This window comes from Mixta calida, assembly GCF_002953215.1.
GTDB lineage: Bacteria > Pseudomonadota > Gammaproteobacteria > Enterobacterales > Enterobacteriaceae > Mixta > Mixta calida.
In genome coordinates this window covers 2,357,930-2,375,929 of record NZ_CP026378.1, presented here as the reverse complement: position 1 = coordinate 2,375,929, position 18,000 = coordinate 2,357,930, and the positions used below count along the sequence as shown (strand labels likewise).

16 protein-coding genes and 1 other annotated feature are annotated in these 18,000 nt (G+C 56.9%); of the genes, 9 read left to right on the top strand and 7 right to left on the bottom strand.

The window, feature by feature from the left end; genetic code table 11:
• Position 1: 1 nt before the first annotated feature.
• From trpD to C2E16_RS11170, 3 genes are read right to left on the bottom strand one after another with little or no spacing between them, the layout of a single operon-like run.
• Complete coding sequence (gene trpD / locus C2E16_RS11180; RefSeq protein WP_038625902.1) at positions 2-1,000, bottom strand: anthranilate phosphoribosyltransferase; 999 nt, start codon at positions 998-1,000, stop codon at positions 2-4.
• A gap of 15 nt (positions 1,001-1,015) precedes the next feature.
• Positions 1,016-1,594, bottom strand: coding sequence for a glutamine amidotransferase-related protein (locus tag C2E16_RS11175; RefSeq protein ID WP_038625903.1), 579 nt, complete (start codon positions 1,592-1,594; stop codon positions 1,016-1,018).
• Positions 1,594-3,156, bottom strand: a complete 1,563-nt coding sequence (locus C2E16_RS11170) for an anthranilate synthase component 1 (protein ID WP_038625904.1) — start codon at positions 3,154-3,156, stop codon at positions 1,594-1,596. The genes C2E16_RS11175 and C2E16_RS11170 overlap by 1 nt, the downstream gene beginning before the upstream one ends.
• A 23-nt stretch (positions 3,157-3,179) precedes the next feature.
• Positions 3,180-3,276, bottom strand: a sequence feature (Trp leader region).
• Between the two features lie 148 nt (positions 3,277-3,424).
• Here C2E16_RS11170 and rnm point away from each other — a divergent pair.
• From rnm to rluB, 3 genes are all read left to right on the top strand, one after another.
• Positions 3,425-4,312 carry an RNase RNM gene (rnm, locus tag C2E16_RS11165; RefSeq protein ID WP_038625905.1) on the top strand — a complete coding sequence of 296 codons (888 nt, stop codon included), beginning with the start codon at positions 3,425-3,427 and terminating at the stop codon, positions 4,310-4,312.
• Positions 4,313-4,322: 10 nt separating this feature from the next.
• Positions 4,323-4,943 carry an L-threonylcarbamoyladenylate synthase gene (locus C2E16_RS11160; RefSeq protein WP_038625907.1) on the top strand — a complete coding sequence of 207 codons (621 nt, stop codon included), beginning with the start codon at positions 4,323-4,325 and terminating at the stop codon, positions 4,941-4,943.
• Positions 4,944-5,201: 258 nt separating this feature from the next.
• Entirely contained in the window at positions 5,202-6,068 is an 867-nt protein-coding gene (gene rluB / locus C2E16_RS11155; protein WP_038625909.1) for a 23S rRNA pseudouridine(2605) synthase RluB, read from the top strand.
• Between the two features lie 148 nt (positions 6,069-6,216).
• Here the strand turns inward: rluB and cobO are convergent, their stop codons facing one another.
• Together cobO and C2E16_RS11145 are read right to left on the bottom strand one after the other, a co-directional pair.
• Entirely contained in the window at positions 6,217-6,807 is a 591-nt protein-coding gene (cobO, locus tag C2E16_RS11150; protein WP_038625911.1) for a cob(I)yrinic acid a,c-diamide adenosyltransferase, read from the bottom strand.
• On the bottom strand, positions 6,807-7,568 hold the full coding sequence (locus C2E16_RS11145; RefSeq protein ID WP_084970149.1) for a YciK family oxidoreductase: 762 nt from the start codon (positions 7,566-7,568) through the stop codon (positions 6,807-6,809). The genes cobO and C2E16_RS11145 overlap by 1 nt, the downstream gene beginning before the upstream one ends.
• Positions 7,569-7,760: 192 nt before the next feature.
• Between C2E16_RS11145 and sohB the strand changes: the two genes are divergently transcribed.
• On the top strand, positions 7,761-8,810 hold the full coding sequence (gene sohB / locus C2E16_RS11140) for a protease SohB (protein ID WP_038625916.1): 1,050 nt from the start codon (positions 7,761-7,763) through the stop codon (positions 8,808-8,810).
• A 27-nt stretch (positions 8,811-8,837) separates the two neighbouring features.
• Here the strand turns inward: sohB and C2E16_RS11135 are convergent, their stop codons facing one another.
• Positions 8,838-9,089, bottom strand: coding sequence for a DUF2498 family protein (locus C2E16_RS11135; protein WP_038625918.1), 252 nt, complete (start codon positions 9,087-9,089; stop codon positions 8,838-8,840).
• Positions 9,090-9,495: 406 nt separating this feature from the next.
• On the opposite strand from C2E16_RS11135, the gene topA reads away from it, so the two are divergent.
• The 5 genes from topA (at position 9,496) to acnA (ending at position 17,255) form a co-directional block, all read left to right on the top strand.
• Positions 9,496-12,084, top strand: coding sequence for a type I DNA topoisomerase (topA, locus tag C2E16_RS11130; RefSeq protein WP_038625919.1), 2,589 nt, complete (start codon positions 9,496-9,498; stop codon positions 12,082-12,084).
• Positions 12,085-12,298: 214 nt separating this feature from the next.
• Positions 12,299-13,273, top strand: coding sequence for an HTH-type transcriptional regulator CysB (cysB, locus tag C2E16_RS11125; protein ID WP_038625921.1), 975 nt, complete (start codon positions 12,299-12,301; stop codon positions 13,271-13,273).
• 496 nt (positions 13,274-13,769) lie between these two features.
• Entirely contained in the window at positions 13,770-13,931 is a 162-nt protein-coding gene (locus C2E16_RS11120; RefSeq protein WP_084970150.1) for a YmiA family putative membrane protein, read from the top strand.
• Between the two features lie 2 nt (positions 13,932-13,933).
• Positions 13,934-14,098, top strand: a complete 165-nt coding sequence (locus C2E16_RS20840) for a hypothetical protein (protein WP_156462395.1) — start codon at positions 13,934-13,936, stop codon at positions 14,096-14,098.
• Positions 14,099-14,579: 481 nt separating this feature from the next.
• Positions 14,580-17,255, top strand: coding sequence for an aconitate hydratase AcnA (gene acnA, locus C2E16_RS11115; protein WP_084970151.1), 2,676 nt, complete (start codon positions 14,580-14,582; stop codon positions 17,253-17,255).
• A gap of 33 nt (positions 17,256-17,288) precedes the next feature.
• Here the strand turns inward: acnA and ribA are convergent, their stop codons facing one another.
• Entirely contained in the window at positions 17,289-17,882 is a 594-nt protein-coding gene (gene ribA / locus C2E16_RS11110; protein WP_038625925.1) for a GTP cyclohydrolase II, read from the bottom strand.
• Positions 17,883-18,000 lie beyond the last annotated feature (118 nt).

Sequence of the window (18,000 nt, the reverse complement as noted above, 5' to 3'; positions counted from 1 at the left end):
TTTAGCCTCTTGCTGCTAACGCGACCACGCGTTCATAAGCCTGACCGCTGGCGATGGCGCTCAGCGCCCGCTGGGCGTTATCGCGTAAATCTTCATTGCCGAATATTTTCAAAAGCATAGCCACATTGACGGCCACCGCATGCTGGTGCGCGCGTTCGCCTTTACCCTGGAGCAATTGCGCCAGAATGTCACGGTTTTCTTCCGGGGTGCCGCCCGCCAGCGATTCCTTACTGTGATACGGCAGGCCAAAATCTTCCGGCGTCAGCTGATAACAGGTGATATCGCCGTCGCGCAGCTCCGCCACCTGGGTCGCGCTGTGGACCGCGATCTCATCCATGCCGCCGCCGTGCACCACCGCCGCTCGCTGATAGCCCAGCACCCGCAGCGTTTCGGCAATCGGCAGCACCAGTTCGGGGCTGTAGACGCCAATCACTGCCAGCGGCGGCCGCGCCGGATTGATCAGCGGCCCCAGCACGTTAAACAGCGTACGGGTTTTCAGCTGCTGGCGAACCGGCATCGCATGGCGGAAGCCGGTGTGATACTGGGGCGCGAACAGAAAGCAGACGTTCAGATCGTCCAGCGCCTGACGCGCCTGTTCCGCCGGCAGATCAAGGCTGATGCCGAAAGCCGCCAGCAGATCGGAGGAGCCGGATTTGCTGGAAACGCTGCGGTTGCCGTGCTTTGCCACTTTCAGGCCGCAGGTGGCGGCGACAAAGGCGCTGGCGGTAGAAATATTAATGCTGTTGCTGCCGTCGCCCCCGGTGCCGACAATATCGGCGAAGGCGTAGCCGGGGCGCGGGAAAGGGCGCGCGTCGGCCAGCAGCGCCGAGGCGGCGCCGGCGATCTCTTCCGGCCGCTCGCCGCGCACTTTCATCGCCACCAGCGCCGCCGCCAGCTGCGTCGGCTCCAGCTGACCGGTGATAATCGCGGTAAACAGCTGGTGGCTTTCCGCCTGCGTCAGGGTCTGCGCCTGATATAATTTCTCCAGAATATGGTGCATCGCGTTCTCCTCCGCTTATGCCAGCGCCCAGGCCAGGGTTTGTTCCAGCAGGCGCGCGCCCTGCGTGGTCAGAATAGATTCGGGATGGAACTGAAAGCCGCACACCCGGTCGGCGTCGTGACGCACCGCCATGACCATACCGTTAAAGGTGGCGTTCACCACCAGCTCATCGGGCGTATCGCTGCCCACCAGCGAGTGGTAGCGCGCCACCGGCAGCGGATTGCTTAATCCGGCGAACATCTGCTGTTCGTCATGAGTAATGGCGGACGCTTTGCCGTGCAGGATTTCGCCCGCCTGGCTAACGCGGCCGCCGTAGGCCTCGATGATCGCCTGATGTCCAAGGCAGATGCCGATAATCGGCAGGCGGCCGCGCAGGCGGCGCAGCAGTTCAGGCATGCAGCCTGCATCGGCCGGGGCGCCGGGGCCGGGCGACAGCATCAGCACCGGATTTTCCATCTGTTGCAGCCGTTCAGTCAGCGTATCGGCCGCAACGGTGTTGCGGTAGATCACCACGCGATGACCAAAGGTACGCAGCTGATCGACCAGGTTATAGGTAAAGGAATCGATATTATCGAGCAGCAGGATATCGGCCATCAGAACGTCTCCTTGCAGTGATGTGCGGTAGCGATGGCGCGCAGCACCGCGCGCGCCTTATTGCGGCTTTCATCCGCTTCAGCCTGTGGCTGCGAATCGAGCACCACGCCAGCGCCAGCCTGTACGGTGGCGATGCCATCTTCTACCCAGGCGGAACGGATGATGATGCAGGTGTCGAGATCGCCGCTGGCGGTAAAGTAGCCGACGGCCCCGCCGTAAGCGCCGCGGCGCGTACCTTCCGCGCCGGCAATAAGCTGCATCGCGCGCACTTTCGGCGCGCCGCTCAGGGTGCCCATGTTCATGCAGGCGCGATAGGCGTGCAGCACATCCAGATCGTTGCGCAGCGTGCCGACGACGCGCGACACCAGATGCATAATAAAGGTGTAGCGATCCACTTTGGTCAGGTCGGCGACATAGCGGCTGCCCGGTTCGCAGATGCGCGCCAGATCGTTGCGCGCCAGGTCGACCAGCATCAGATGTTCCGCCAGTTCTTTATGATCGGTGCGCATCTCCAGTTCGATGCGGCTGTCGAGATCGCGGTCCAGCGAGCCGTCGACGTGGCGGCCGCGCGGGCGCGAACCGGCAATCGGGTAAATTTCTATCTGGCGCGAGGCGGCGTCATATTTCAGCGAGCTTTCCGGCGAGGCGCCGAACAGCGTGAAGTCGCCGTCCTGCATAAAAAACATATAGGGGCTGGGATTGTTGTTTTTCAGCGTTTCGTAGGCCGCCAGCGGTGAAGGACAGGGCAGGGAGAAGCGGCGCGACGGCACGACCTGAAAGATTTCGCCGATGCGGATCGCCTCCTGCATGGAACGCACCACTTCGCAGTACTCTTCATCGCTCTGGCTGCAGCTAAGCGCCATCTCCTCGACGCGTTGCACCGGCAGCGGCTGTGCGGGCTGCAGCATCTGTTCATGCAACTGGTGAATGCGACGCTGCAGGCGCTGGAATTCGCTGGTGGAGGGCGCGAACAGGCTGGCCTGCAGCCGCGCGCTCTGGCGCTGGTGATCAATTACCAACAGCGTTTCCGCCAGATAGAAACAGTAATCGGGGCAGCGCTGCTCGTTACGCAGCGGCGGCAGCGGCTCAAAGCCAGCCACCAGGTCGTAGGCGAACAGACCGCCGAGCAGCAGCGCCTCGCGCTCCTCCTGCGGCGCCTTAACCAGCTGGGCGATGATGCGCAGCGCGTCAAACACCGACAGTGATTTCAGGCGGGAATCTTCATCCTGCTCATCATCAACCTGTGGGAAATCAAGCAGGCGGCCATCGGGACGCGCCTGGTTTTTCACTTCTGCTGGCAGCGCGGCGTCAAGCAGCGGCAGCAGCTGGGCGCCGTTCTCCGACAGCGCCTGTACGGTGACCTGGTTGCCCATTGCGGTGATGCGCAGCGCGCTGTCGACGATCAACAGGCTTTTCAGGTTGCGCTTGCTGTCGATATCCGCTGACTCCAGCAGTAAGGTCGCCGGGCGGGCGCCGCACAGCTGATGGAAAACCGCGGCGGGATCTTCACGGTAGGGCGCCGATCCGGTAATCAGTTTTAATTGTGGTTTTGCATTCAACATAATCGGTTCTCTGAAATTCGCTCAAAAAAAAGCCCGCGTTGTTGGCGGGCTCAGGTATCAGCATGGTGATCGTTATGCGTGACGTCGTCGCCCTTGAACGGAAGCGCGCCACCAACCAGTCATCAATTCGTGATTAAACATCATCATGGACACCCTCGCGTGAACTTGTGTACTAGTTAACGGGTTCAGGAGGTGAATGTCAATACTTTTTTATATAGCGGTTAATCCGCTATGATGCGTCGAATCGTTATGTTTCTCAGGAGTTATTTTGACCGCAACCACGTCGATAAGCGCGTTTCCCATTTATGATTTGCACAGCCACACCCGCGCGTCGGATGGTTTGCTGACGCCCGCGGAGCTGGTGCAGCGCGCCGTCGAGATGCGCGTAGGCGTGCTGGCCATCACCGACCATGACAGCGTGGCGGGCCTGGCGGCCGCCAGGGAAGCGATTGCGACGCGGCAGCTTCCGCTGCATTTAATTAACGGCGTTGAAGCCTCAACGCTGTGGGAAAATCACGAAATTCATATTGTGGGTCTCGGCATCGATCCCGCGCATCCCGCTATCGTCGATTTTCTGGCGGGACAGACGGAATGTCGTCTGGCGCGCGCCAGACTGATGGCGGAGCGTCTGGAGAAGGCGCAGATCCCCGGCGCGCTGGAAGGCGCGCTGGCGCTGGCGGAAGGCGGCGCGATTACGCGCGGGCATTTCGCCCGCTGGCTGATCGCGCAGGGCAAGGCCGACAATATGGCGAATGTTTTTAAGCACTATCTGGCGCGCGGCAAAACCGGCTATGCGCCGCCACAATGGTGTACAATTAAACAAGCCGTTGATGCTATTCATCATTCCGGCGGTTATGCCGTGCTGGCGCATCCCGGGCGTTACGGGTTGTCCGCCAAATGGCTGAAGCGCCTGATTGCGCATTTCGCCGACGTCGGCGGCGATGCGATGGAGGTGGCGCAGTGCCAGCAGCCGCCAAACGAACGCAGCCAGCTGGGACGCTACGCACAGGACTATAATCTGGCGGCGTCTCAGGGCTCTGATTTTCACCAACCCTGTCCGTGGATTGAGCTGGGTAAAAAGCTGTGGCTGCCGGGCGGCGTCGAAGCCGTATGGAGTCGTTTTCCTGTGTTGATGCCTTCTGCGGAGAGGGGATAAGAGGTTAGCTATGAATCAAATTTTCCATATTCATCCTGATAATCCGCAGCCGCGTCTGATTAGCCAGGCGGTTGACACCCTTAATAAAGGCGGCGTGATTGTCTATCCCACCGATTCCGGCTATGCGCTGGGCTGTCGGCTGGAGGATAAAAACGCCATGGAGCGTATCTGTCGCATTCGTCAGCTGGACGGCAGCCACAACTTCACGCTGGTTTGTCGCGATCTCTCTGAGCTGTCGACCTACGCGCACGTTGATAACAGCGCGTTTCGCCTGATTAAAAACAATACGCCTGGCAGCTACACCTTTATTCTGAAAGGAACCAAAGAGGTGCCGCGCCGCCTGATGAACGATAAGCGTAAAACCATTGGTCTGCGCGTGCCGTCTAATCCGGTGGCGCTGGCGCTGTTGGAGGCGCTTAACGAGCCGATGATGTCCACGTCGCTGATGCTGCCGGGCAACGACTTTACCGAATCCGATCCTGAGGAGATCCAGGATCGCATCGGCAAGCTGGTGGATCTGATTATCGACGGCGGCACGCTGGGACAACAGCCGACCACGGTCGTGGATTTAACCAGCGATACGCCGGAAGTGATCCGCGAAGGCGTGGGCGACAGCCGTCCCTTCCGCTAATCACCGACCGGCCGCGTGTTGATCTCGTTTTTATGATAGACGATCGCCAAATCGCCTATCGGCAGCGCTGCGGAAAACTACAGCCTCAGAGAGGAAACACAGGCAAGTCACTAAACTTCATGTATACTGTGCGGCCACATTGACCCTGGACGCTGGAAAACCAACGTTTCAGGGCAATCCCTCCTTTCAGGTCATGGCTCGCCACGCCGTGACAGAAGCAACAAACGACGCCTGTGAAGGCGACAGCGAGGCAGCTCAATGAGCGAAAAGTTACAAAAAGTTTTGGCGCGGGCCGGTCACGGTTCTCGTCGTGAAATCGAAGCAATGATCTCTGCCGGACGCATCAGCGTCGACGGCAAACTGGCGACCCTGGGCGACCGTATCGAACCCAACGCCACGGTGAAAATCCGTATCGACGGCCATGTCGTCTCCATCAGCGAATCCGCCCAACAGGTTTGCCGCGTGCTGGCTTATTACAAGCCGGAAGGGGAGCTGTGCACCCGTAACGACCCGGAAGGCCGCCCGACGGTATTCGATCGCCTGCCGCGTTTACGTGGCGCGCGCTGGATCGCCGTAGGCCGTCTGGACGTCAATACCTGCGGTCTGCTGCTGTTCACCACTGACGGAGAGCTGGCGAACCGCCTGATGCATCCGAGCCGTGAGGTTGAACGTGAATATGCCGTGCGCGTTTTCGGCCAGGTTGACGATACGAAAATTCGTCAGCTAAGCCAGGGCGTCCAGCTGGAAGATGGCCCGGCCTCGTTCCGCACCATTAAGTTCACCGGCGGCGAAGGCATGAACCAGTGGTACAGCGTCACCCTGACAGAAGGGCGCAACCGTGAAGTGCGTCGCCTGTGGGAAGCGGTAGGCGTACAGGTCAGCCGTCTGATCCGCGTGCGCTACGGCGACATTACGCTGCCGAAAGGCCTGCCGCGCGGCGGCTGGACCGAGTTGGATCTGCAGCCGGTAAACTACCTGCGCGAGCTGGTGGAGCTGCCGCCGGAAATCGTCAGCAAGGTGCCGGTGGAAAAAGATCGCCGCCGCACCAAAGCAAATCAGATCCGTCGCGCCGTGAAGCGCCATGCGCAGCTGGGCAATAATCGCCGGCCGGCAAAACGCGGTTAATAAAAAAGGCATCCTCCGGGATGCCTTTTTACTTTCCAGCCAGCCGGTTATCACCGGAAAGACGCGTTACCTTGCCGCCGCTCGATTGCCGACGACGCTAACGTTGACGTGCCCGGCAGATAAGCGACTGCGGGAAAGCGCTTCACGGCTACCAGTCGATGCCCTGCTGCGCCTGAATACCGGCGTCAAAGGCGTGTTTGACCGGACGCATTTCGCTGACGGTGTCGGCCAGCGCCAGAATATCGCGATGGCAGCCGCGGCCGGTAATGATCACGCTCTGATGCGCCGGACGCTGACGCAGCGCGGTAATAACCTCATCCAGCGGCAGATAGTCGAAGCTGACCATATAGGTCAGCTCATCCAGCAGGACTAAATCGAGCGTTTCATCGTTCAGCATCCGCCGCGCATGCTGCCAGACGGCAAGGCAGGCATGGGTATCCGCTGCGCGGTCCTGCGTTTCCCAGGTAAAGCCGGTGGCCATTACCTGGAACTCGACGCCGTGCGGCTCCAGCAGGTTGCGTTCGCCGTTCGGCCACTCTCCCTTAATAAACTGGATCACGCCCACTTTTTTCTGATGCCCGACGGCGCGTGCGGCCGTGCCAAAGGCGGCGGTGGTTTTCCCTTTGCCGTTGCCGGTAAATACCATCAGGATACCGCGCGTTTCGCTGGCGGCGGCGATGCGGGCATCCACCTGTTCTTTCAGGCGCTGCTGGCGCTGCTGGTGACGATCCTGCGCCATTATTCCGCCGGCCCCGGTTTGCGGCCCGGTTGCGCATCGAAGCTGACGCCGGTTTTACGGCGGCTGTCGTCACCCATCAGATAGAGATAAATCGGCATAATTTCCGCGGGCGTTTTCAGCTTGCCGGCATCTTCTTCCGGGAAGGCGCTGGCGCGCATTTTCGTGCGCGTTCCGCCTGGATTGATGCAGTTTACCCGCAGATTACGGTTTTTATACTCTTCCGCCAGCACCTGCATCATGCCTTCGGTGGCGAATTTCGATACGGCGTAGGCGCCCCAGCCGGAACGCCCGATGCGACCGACGCTGGAGGTGGTGAACACCAGCGATCCCGCTTCCGATTTCAGCAGCAGCGGCAGCAGCGCCTGAGTCAGGAAAAAGGTGGCGTCGACGTTGACGCGCATTACCTGCTGCCATATCTCCGGTGCGAGATCGGCAAGGGGAACGATCTCGCCCAGCAGCCCGGCATTGTGCAGCACGCCGTCAAGACGCGGAACCTGCTGCGCCAGCTCATCGGCAAACTGACGACAGCTTTCAGGCGTGACTTCCGCCAGATCGAGCAGGCGGATCAGCGGGGCCGCTTTTCCCAGCGCGCTGATGTCGTCGCTGACGCGCTGCAGCTTCTCTGCGTTGCGGCCCAGCAAAATAACCTGGGCGCCATAGCGGGCGTAGGTCAACGCCGCTTCACGGCCAATGCCGTCGCTGGCGCCGGTAACAAGAATAATACGGTGATCAAGCAGGTCGCTTTTCGGTTGATAATGCAAAACGTCTTCCTCGGCGATAATAGCTCAGCAGGGCTGAGGGCGGCTAATAGGGGTGTTATGCCTGAAAACGCATTTCAGTTCAACGTCGCCGCCGCCATTTCGGGTGCCGCGCTGCTTTACAGGCGACGAAGCGGACCGACTCGGCTACACTACGCACTGGTTTCAGAAAGGAAATAAGCAAAGGCGGAACGCATGGATTTACTCTTTTGGTATGCCCTGTTTTTAGCGAAAGTTGTTACCGTTGTCGTCGCCATTGCGGCGATTGCCGTCATTTTAGTCAATGTGACGCAGCGCAAGCGCGGACGGGCCGGACAGCTTCAGGTTGCGCAGCTTAACGAGCGCTACCGGGAAATGAAAAATGAGATGCTGCTGGCGGCGCTGCCGCCGCATGAGCAGAAGCTGCGGCAAAAAGCGGAAAAGAAAAAGCAGAAACAGGAGGCGAAGGCGGCAAAGCAGCGCGCGAAGCAAGGGCTGCCGCGTCAGGATAACAAGCCTACACTCTATGTGCTCGACTTTAAAGGCAGCATGGATGCTGGCGAAGTCTCGTCGCTGCGCGAGGAGATTTCCGCAGTGATGGCGGTGGCGCGTGAACAGGATGAAGTGCTGCTGCGGCTGGAAAGCCCAGGCGGCGTGGTACACGGCTACGGCCTGGCGGCGTCGCAATTGCAACGGCTGCGCGAAAAAAATATCCGCTTAACGGTCGCGGTGGATAAGGTCGCCGCCAGCGGCGGCTATATGATGGCCTGTGTGGCCGATCGGATTATCGCCGCGCCGTTCGCCATTATCGGCTCGATTGGCGTGGTGGCGCAGGTGCCCAACTTTAATCGTCTGCTGAAGCGCAATGATATTGATGTTGAGTTGCATACGGCGGGCGAATATAAGCGCACGCTAACGCTGTTTGGCGAAAATACCGAACAGGGCCGCAATAAATTCCGCGAAGATTTAAACGAAACGCATCAGCTGTTTAAATCGTTCGTGCAGCAAATGCGTCCGGTACTGGATATCGATCGCGTCGCTACCGGTGAATACTGGTACGGAAGCCAGGCGCTGGAGAACAAGCTTATCGACGCGTTGGGCACCAGCGACGATATTATTATCGGACGCATGGAGCAGTTTAACGTCGTTAACGTCCGCTACACGCGCCGTAAAAAGCTGATGGATCGCTTTACACAAAGCGCCGCCGACAGCGCCGCGCGCCAGCTGTTAAAGCTGTGGCAGCGCGGCGACAAACCGCTGCTGTAAAACTTATGTGCCCGGCGCGTCCGGGCACTATTTCGCCAGGTGGTATTTTTCTGACAGCGCCACCGTCAACGCTTTAAATATATTAAACACCGCCGTGCTTTTCGCCGTCGGCAGACCATTTTCATCCAGAAAATAGTTGCCGCGAAACACCAGCAGCCCGCCATTTTGCTCCACGTCGCTGACCTCAACCCCGGCAAAATAATCATCATGCTCGCGGATTAACGCACTGGCTTTTTCAAGGATGGCGTCTCGTGAAAGCGGCATCGTTTTTGCGTTCATTATTTAACCCCATTTTGACAGAACTACATTCTCTTCTATATTACTGGCCTGTCGTGGCTGACCGCAAATTAAGTGTGGATATTCTGACAGCAGAAAAAAGTCATAAAGGTGGCGCAAAACCAGGCGAGATGCTAATTAAGTTGCGTATCCGATTTTATCAGGTACAGTGTGGGCGTTTCAGGGTCCGGGCGTAAAAATGGCTTTACGCTGGCAGCAGGAAGCGCCGGTTTTCGGCTAAAAGGGGCCGTTAATCAGCATCATAGGCTGGCTTCAACGTGGTCTTCTGCTTTAAATCAGGTCGGGTTGAATTCTTCGCGACCCGCAGCAATATAGATTGGCACGCTGACTGGCAACGCTGAAAAACGCCATCATTACATTCGGACGTATTCATCAGGTAAAGGTAAATATGGGTAAAGCTCTCGTAATAGTCGAGTCCCCGGCAAAGGCCAAAACGATTAATAAATATCTCGGTAAAGACTACGTTGTGAAGTCCAGCGTGGGTCATATACGTGATTTGCCGACCAGTGGCTCGACGGTGAAAAAGAGCGCTGACGCTAAACCAGCCAAAAAAGGCAAGAAAGATGAAAAAACGGCGCTGGTTAGCCGTATGGGCGTCGATCCCTGGCATGGCTGGAAAGCTGACTATCAAATTTTGCCCGGCAAAGAGAAAGTTGTCTCCGAACTGAAAGCGCTGGCGCAGGAAGCCGATCACGTCTATCTCGCAACCGACCTTGACCGCGAAGGGGAAGCCATCGCCTGGCACCTGCGGGAAGTGATCGGTGGCGACGACAAACGCTTCAGCCGCGTAGTGTTTAACGAAATCACCAAAAATGCGATTCGTCAGGCGTTTGAAAAGCCGGGCGAACTGAATATCGAGCGCGTCAATGCGCAGCAGGCGCGCCGCTTTATGGACCGCGTGGTGGGCTATATGGTCTCTCCGCTGCTGTGGAAAAAGATCGCCCGCGGTCTTTCCGCTGGGCGCGTGCAGTCGGTGGCGGTGCGGCTGGTGGTGGAGCGTGAGCGTGAAATTAAAGCGTTCGTGCCGGAAGAGTACTGGGAACTGAGCGCCGATCTGACTACGCCGAAAGGCAGCGATCTGCCGATGCAGGTAACGCATCAGGGCGACAAGCCTTTCCGCCCGGTAAATAAAGAGCAGACCCAGGCGGCGGTCAGCCTGCTGGAAAAAGCCCGCTTTCATGTGGAAGATCGTGAAGACCGGCCGACCAGCAGCAAGCCGGGGGCGCCTTTTATCACCTCCACGTTACAGCAGGCGGCCAGCACCCGTCTCGGTTTCGGCGTAAAACGCACGATGGCGCTGGCGCAGCGGCTCTATGAGGCGGGCCATATCACCTATATGCGTACCGACTCCACCAACCTGAGCCAGGACGCCGTGGCGATGGCGCGCGGTTATATTGAAAGCAATTTCGGCGAAAAATATCTGCCGAAGACCGCGAACGCCTACGCCAGCAAAGAAAATTCACAGGAAGCGCACGAAGCGATTCGCCCGTCCGACGTGACGATTCAGGCTGAACAGCTGAAGGATATGGAAGCGGACGCGCAGAAGCTTTATCAGCTGATCTGGCGTCAGTTCGTCGCCTGCCAGATGGTGCCAGCGCAGTATGACTCCACCACGCTGACAGTGGCGGCGGGTGACTTTAAGCTGAAAGCGAAAGGGCGTATTTTACGCTTCGACGGCTGGACGAAAGTAATGCCCGCGCTGCGCAAAGGCGATGAAGATCGCATTCTGCCGGCGATTGAAATCGGCGATGAGCTGAGCCTGCAACAGCTTAATCCGAGCCAGCATTTCACCAAACCACCGGCGCGCTTTAGCGAAGCCTCGCTGGTGCGCGAACTGGAAAAACGCGGCATTGGCCGTCCGTCGACCTACGCCTCGATTATTTCCACCATTCAGGATCGCGGCTATGTGCGCGTGGAAAGCCGCCGTTTCTATGCGGAAAAAATGGGCGAGATCGTCACCGACCGTCTGGAAGAGAACTTTCGCGAGCTGATGAATTACGATTTCACCGCGCATATGGAAGACAGTCTTGACCAGGTAGCGAACGACCAGGCCGAATGGAAAGCGGTGCTGGATCACTTCTTTGCCGATTTCAGCAAGCAGCTGGAGCAGGCGGAGAAAGATCCTGAAGAGGGCGGCATGCAGCCGAACCCGATGGTGCTGACCTCCATTGACTGTCCGACCTGCGGCCGCAAAATGGGCATCCGTACCGCCAGCACCGGGGTGTTCCTCGGCTGTTCCGGCTATGCGCTGCCGCCGAAAGAGCGCTGCAAACAGACCATCAACCTGATCCCGGAAAACGAGGTTCTGAATATTCTGGAGGGGGACGATGCGGAAACTAACGCGCTGCGCGCCCGTCGTCGCTGCCAGAAATGCGGCACGGCGATGGACAGCTATTTGATCGATAACCAGCGCAAACTGCATGTCTGTGGTAACAACCCCAGCTGCGACGGCTATGAGATCGAACAGGGCGAATTCCGCATCAAAGGGTATGACGGCCCGATCGTTGAGTGCGAAAAATGCGGCTCTGAAATGCACCTGAAAATGGGGCGCTTCGGCAAATATATGGCCTGCACCAACGACGAGTGTAAAAATACTCGCAAAATCTTGCGTAACGGCGAGGTGGCGCCGCCGAAAGAAGATCCGGTGCCGCTGCCTGAATTGCAGTGCGAAAAATCGGATGCTTACTTCGTGCTGCGTGACGGCGCCGCTGGGGTATTCCTGGCCGCCAACACCTTCCCGAAATCGCGTGAAACCCGCGCGCCGCTGGTCGAGGAGCTGCAACGCTTCCGCGATCGCCTGCCGGAAAAGCTGCGCTATTTAGCCGATGCGCCAGCAACAGACGATCAGGGCAATAAGACGCTGGTGCGCTTCAGTCGTAAGACGAAGCAGCAGTACGTCAGCTCCGAGAAGGAGGGAAAGGCCACCGGCTGGTCCGCCTTCTATGTCGACGGCGAATGGCGCGTCACGGAAAAATAAGCGTCCCGCTTCACAAGGCCAGTCATCGACTGGCCTTTTCTTTTACTGCCTTATAGCTAAAAGCTATACATCAGACACGAAAATGTTATAGTTGTTATAGCTTTACCTTCTGAATTTTCCTGGTGCTATACCCGTCCGCGGCGCCTTTGCTTAGAGGCGTTTCCCCTGATTGCGCGCGGGTTCAGCGCGTGGCGTTATCTCGGGATGAATAACTATGAAATTGCAGCAGCTGCGTTACATCGTGGAAGTGGTTAATCACAATCTGAACGTTTCTTCTACCGCCGAAGGGCTGTACACCTCGCAGCCGGGTATCAGCAAGCAGGTGCGCATGCTGGAAGATGAGCTGGGCATTCAGATTTTTGCCCGCAGCGGCAAACATCTGACGCAGGTCACGCCAGCTGGCGAAGAAATTATTCGGATCGCGCGTGAAGTGCTGTCAAAAGTGGATGCGATTAAATCCGTCGCTGGCGAACACACCTGGCCGGATAAAGGCTCGCTTTATGTCGCGACCACCCATACGCAGGCGCGTTACGCTTTGCCGGGCGTGATTAAAGGCTTTATCGAACGCTATCCGCGTGTCTCGCTGCATATGCATCAGGGCTCGCCGACGCAGATCGCGGAGGCAGTCTCAAAAGGGAACGCCGATTTCGCCATCGCCACCGAAGCGCTGCATCTTTATGATGATTTAATTATGTTGCCTTGCTACCACTGGAACCGGGCGATTGTCGTCACGCCCGATCATCCGTTAGCGGGGAAAAGCAATGTCACCATTGAGGAACTGGCGGAATATCCGCTGGTCACCTATACCTTCGGCTTTACCGGGCGTTCTGAGCTGGATACTGCCTTTAATCGGGCAGGACTGTCGCCGCGCATCGTCTTCACCGCGACCGATGCCGACGTGATTAAAACCTATGTACGGCTGGGGCTGGGCGTAGGCGTTATCGCCAGCATGGCGGTCGATCCGGTCTCCGATCCCGACCTGGTGCGTATTGAAGCCTCTGAAATCTTCACCAACAGCACAACGAAAATCGGCTTCAGGCGCAGCACCTTTTTACGCAGCTATATGTATGATTTTATTCAGCGTTTTGCGCCGCATCTGACCCGCGACGTAGTAGATGCCGCCGTCGCTTTGCGCTCTAACGAAGATATTGAAGCGATGTTTAAAGATATTCGCCTGCCCTATAAATAATTAAACCCCAGAAATTAACAGGGAATAAGGCCGCCTTCGCGGCCTTTTTTCTTTAATACCAACTGATTGCACAGATTTCAGAATCTTTAGGATCATTTTTCTGTAAATGAAACATTCATCACATGTTTTTTTATTGTTATTAATTAAATGCGAAACAGTACACATTTTTGTACAGGCGTTTTTGCACACTGCCAGGACTATTCTCATACTCAAGTTAAACCAAGCCGCAACCGTAGACGACAGGCAGTTCGGAAATGTTTTATCAGGTATTAATTGGACCGGTTAGCCGATTTCGTAACGTTATTTGAGTTAAGTAAAGATTAAAAACGGGTGGGTTAGTTAAGTTTTGCTGATAGGAATTTATATCAACGATAAATAGTACTAATCGTTGAATGCAAGAAAAATAGCTGGATTTTTGGTCTTAAAATGTTTAGGATTTCTCCTAAAAGCTGATTGGTGTTAACAATCATTTTATTGAGAGTGATTATCAAAAACTATGGCTATGAGAATATCAGTACAACCTGGCGTTCAGGACAATTCTACCAACACAGCCCGCAACGGCATGAGCATTCGTCGTAAAGCTTGGCTTGCAGTGTTTGCTGCTTCCGGCCTGTTTTGGATAGTTGTCGCCTTACTGGTTTGGCAGATGTGGAGTTAATTATGTGGGAACAAGCATTGCGTATCAAAGCGCAGCCGGTCCGCAAATTAAAAACGGGCGGCTGCCCACCTAAGCCGCAGGAAAAAGTGATGATTCCGGAAGAGTGGAGTCTTAACGATGCTCAGCGCAGTTTTATTGAATTAATGCTCGATAACAAAAATAAATAAATCATAATTATTCGCATTAACACAGCAATCAAAAATAACTATTCATTTTTCCTTCCTGTTTATCGCCAGCGCGATCGGGGCGTCTTTATACCGCCTGATAAATTTAAACAATCACAGCATTCGGTAGAATCTATTTAGAGCGTTAAATAGATTCGGTGTTCTCTGTCTGGTGGTCGGAAATCGACCTGAGAGGGTGTCTAATGAATATTTCAATGTTCTCGTTTTTTAGCGCTTCTGCCTATTCACTGTTGGTGTGGGTGACTGCCGCCTGGCTGTTCATGCAATAACCTCTCTCACCGTGATTTTCGATTCGGCGCCCCGTCTGTCTACAGCGGGGCGTTTTGCTTTTCCGCCCGTGCGCTTTTCCTTCCCGACGTGTCAATTCGTGTTGTTATCAAAACGTTAACTTGAGTTTGTACTATCTTTAACACAGACCTTGTCATCCCTCGGGTTATTAAGATCATTATAAAAAGGAGGAGCTATGTCGTTATCCCTGCGAGATAAGAGCCTGGATACGTTGGATGTGAATGGTCAACGCTACCATTTCTTTAGTCTTCCGCGTGCCGCTCAGCAGTTAGGCGATCTCTCCCGCTTACCGAAATCCCTGAAAGTTTTGCTGGAAAACCTGCTGCGCTGGCAGGATGAAAGCTCTGTTACCGCCGAAGATATTCAGACGCTGGCCGACTGGCAGAAAACCGCCCATGCCGATCGCGAGATCGCCTATCGTCCCGCGCGCGTACTGATGCAGGATTTTACCGGTGTGCCGGCGGTCGTGGATTTGGCGGCGATGCGCGAGGCGGTTAAACGTCTCGGCGGCGATGTGTCGCGCGTGAATCCGCTTTCGCCGGTGGATCTGGTAATCGACCACTCTGTCACCGTTGATCGCTTTGGCGACGACGATGCGTTTGGCGAAAACGTCCGTCTTGAGATGGAGCGCAACCACGAGCGTTACGTTTTCCTGCGTTGGGGGCAAAAAGCCTTCGACAAGTTCCGCGTCGTGCCGCCCGGCACCGGCATCTGCCATCAGGTTAACCTTGAATATTTGGGTAAGGCTGTCTGGCATGAAGAGCAGGACGGCAGACAGATCGCTTATCCCGATACGCTGGTTGGCACCGATTCCCATACCACGATGATCAACGGCCTCGGCGTGCTGGGGTGGGGCGTAGGCGGCATTGAGGCGGAGGCCGCCATGTTGGGTCAACCGGTATCGATGCTGATCCCGGATGTGGTGGGCTTTAAGCTGACCGGCAAGCTGCGTCCGGGCATTACCGCTACCGACCTGGTGCTGACCGTTACGCAGATGCTGCGTAAACATGGCGTTGTCGGTAAATTCGTTGAGTTTTACGGCGACGGCCTTGACGATCTGCCGTTGGCGGATCGCGCCACCATCGCTAATATGGCGCCGGAGTATGGTGCGACCTGCGGCTTTTTTCCTGTCGATAACGTCACGCTGGGCTATATGAAGCTCACCGGTCGCAGCACAGAACAGGTAGCACTGGTTGAAGCCTACACGAAAGCGCAGGGGCTGTGGCGCGAGCCTGGCGAAGAGCCGGTTTTCACCAGCACGCTGGCGCTTGATATGCACGAGGTGGAAGCGAGTTTAGCTGGCCCGAAACGCCCGCAGGATCGTGTATCGCTGGCGGCTGTGCCGCAGGCGTTCCAGCAGAGCCATGAGCTGGAGCTGAACCATGCGCAGAAAGAACATCATCCGGTAGTCTACCGCGACGGCGAAAATGAATATGAGCTGAGTGACGGCGCGGTAGCGATCGCCGCCATCACCTCTTGTACCAACACGTCCAACCCCAGCGTGCTGATGGCCGCGGGCCTGCTGGCGAAAAAAGCCGTGACGCTGGGACTGCAGCGCAAGCCGTGGGTGAAAGCTTCGCTGGCGCCGGGATCGAAAGTGGTTTCCGATTATCTGGCGACGGCGCGCCTGACGCCTTATCTCGATAAGCTCGGCTTTAACCTGGTGGGCTATGGCTGCGCCACCTGTATCGGCAACTCCGGCCCGCTGCCGGAAAATATCGAAGGCGCGATTAAAGAAGGCGATCTGACCGTGGGCGCGGTGTTGTCGGGCAACCGTAACTTTGAAGGCCGTATTCATCCTTTGATTAAAACCAACTGGCTCGCTTCGCCGCCGCTGGTGGTCGCCTACGCGCTGGCGGGCAATATGAATATTAATCTGCAGGACGATCCGATCGGCGAAGACAAGACCGGCAAACCGGTTTATCTGCGCGATATCTGGCCGACGCCGGATGAGATCACTGCGGCAGTGCAGCAGGTCTCCAGCGATATGTTCAATAAAGAGTACGCCGAGGTGTTCGACGGCACGCCGGAGTGGCAGCAGATCAGCGTCAGCGAAGCGGCGACCTATAACTGGGATGAGGGCTCAACCTATATTCGTCTGTCGCCTTTCTTCGACGATATGGAGAAAACGCCGCGACCGGTAGAAGACATTAAAGGCGCACGCATTCTGGCAATGCTGGGGGATTCGGTCACCACCGACCATATTTCGCCCGCAGGCAGCATCAAGGCGGAAAGCCCGGCCGGGCGCTATCTGCTGGAGCGCGGCGTAGAGCGCGGCGACTTTAACTCCTACGGTTCGCGACGCGGTAACCACGAAGTGATGATGCGCGGCACCTTCGCCAATATCCGCATCCGCAACGAAATGGTGCCCGGCGTGGAAGGGGGCATGACGCGCGTCGGGCCGGATGGCGAACCGATGTCGATCTATGACGCCGCCATGATCTGGCAGCAGCAGGGCGTCCCGCTGGCGGTGATCGCCGGGAAAGAGTATGGCTCCGGCTCCAGCCGTGACTGGGCGGCGAAAGGGCCACGTCTGTTAGGCGTACGCGTGGTGATTTGCGAATCTTTTGAGCGTATTCACCGTTCCAACCTGATCGGAATGGGCATCCTGCCGCTGGAGTTCCCGCAGGGCGTCACGCGTAAGACTCTGCAACTGACGGGCGACGAGCTGATTGATGTTGAAAATCTGGCTGACCTGACGCCGGGCGGCACGGTGAAGGTGACGCTGACGCGCCCGGACGGCCGTCAGGAGGTGCTGGAAACGCGCTGCCGCATCGATACCGGCAATGAGCTGACCTACTATCAGCATGACGGCATCCTGCACTATGTGATTCGCAATATGCTGAACTGATAAAAAAGCCGGGCTTAGCCCGGCTTTTCTTTATCACGATTTCGGCAGCAGATGTCCCATCTTTTCCGCTTTGGTATCGAGATAGTGCGCGTTTTCAGGGTTGCGCCCGACAATCAGCGGCACGCGCTCAACGATATTGATGCCCGCTTCGCTGAGGATCTCCACTTTACGCGGGTTATTCGTCAACAGACGGACTTCATCTACGCCCAGCAGCTTGAACATATCGGCGCACAGCGTGAAATCGCGCTCATCTGCGGCGAAGCCGAGATGGTGGTTAGCTTCGACCGTATCGTAGCCTTTATCCTGCAGCGCATAGGCGCGAATTTTATTCAGCAGGCCGATATTGCGGCCTTCCTGACGATGATAGAGCAGAACGCCGCGCCCCTGTTCCGCAATGGCGTTCAGCGCCGCTTCCAGCTGGAAGCCGCAGTCGCAGCGCAGGCTGAACAGCGCGTCGCCGGTCAGACATTCGGAATGTACGCGCGCCAGCACCGCTTCGCTGCCGCTAATATCGCCAAATACCAGCGCGACATGATCGTGGCCGGTAGCCAATTCTTCGAATCCCACCATGAGGAAATCGCCCCAGGGCGTGGGCAGTTTAGCTTCTGCCACCCGTTTAAGCTGCATGTGACTCTCCAGAACCGTCATAGGTTGCGCTATCATCAAAGTAGCGCGTCGTGGTCAGCTTGACCGAAATCAATGCGTGCTATTTTGCCATAACCCGCCGTGCTACAGGTAATCCGTC

Bases quoted from the DNA above. Each gene is read 5' to 3' on its own strand.
- topA (WP_038625919.1), top strand. From the start codon at position 9,496: ATGGGTAAAGCTCTCGTAATAGTCGAGTCCCCGGCAAAGGCCAAAACG.
- cysB (WP_038625921.1), top strand. From the start codon at position 12,299: ATGAAATTGCAGCAGCTGCGTTACATCGTGGAAGTGGTTAATCACAAT.
- rluB (WP_038625909.1), top strand. From the start codon at position 5,202: ATGAGCGAAAAGTTACAAAAAGTTTTGGCGCGGGCCGGTCACGGTTCT.
- C2E16_RS11160 (WP_038625907.1), top strand. From the start codon at position 4,323: ATGAATCAAATTTTCCATATTCATCCTGATAATCCGCAGCCGCGTCTG.
- ribA (WP_038625925.1), bottom strand. From the start codon at position 17,882: ATGCAGCTTAAACGGGTGGCAGAAGCTAAACTGCCCACGCCCTGGGGC.
- C2E16_RS20840 (WP_156462395.1), top strand. From the start codon at position 13,934: ATGTGGGAACAAGCATTGCGTATCAAAGCGCAGCCGGTCCGCAAATTA.
- cobO (WP_038625911.1), bottom strand. From the start codon at position 6,807: ATGGCGCAGGATCGTCACCAGCAGCGCCAGCAGCGCCTGAAAGAACAG.
- C2E16_RS11175 (WP_038625903.1), bottom strand. From the start codon at position 1,594: ATGGCCGATATCCTGCTGCTCGATAATATCGATTCCTTTACCTATAAC.
- sohB (WP_038625916.1), top strand. From the start codon at position 7,761: ATGGATTTACTCTTTTGGTATGCCCTGTTTTTAGCGAAAGTTGTTACC.
- C2E16_RS11135 (WP_038625918.1), bottom strand. From the start codon at position 9,089: ATGAACGCAAAAACGATGCCGCTTTCACGAGACGCCATCCTTGAAAAA.
- acnA (WP_084970151.1), top strand. From the start codon at position 14,580: ATGTCGTTATCCCTGCGAGATAAGAGCCTGGATACGTTGGATGTGAAT.
- C2E16_RS11120 (WP_084970150.1), top strand. From the start codon at position 13,770: ATGGCTATGAGAATATCAGTACAACCTGGCGTTCAGGACAATTCTACC.
- C2E16_RS11170 (WP_038625904.1), bottom strand. From the start codon at position 3,156: ATGTTGAATGCAAAACCACAATTAAAACTGATTACCGGATCGGCGCCC.
- trpD (WP_038625902.1), bottom strand. From the start codon at position 1,000: ATGCACCATATTCTGGAGAAATTATATCAGGCGCAGACCCTGACGCAG.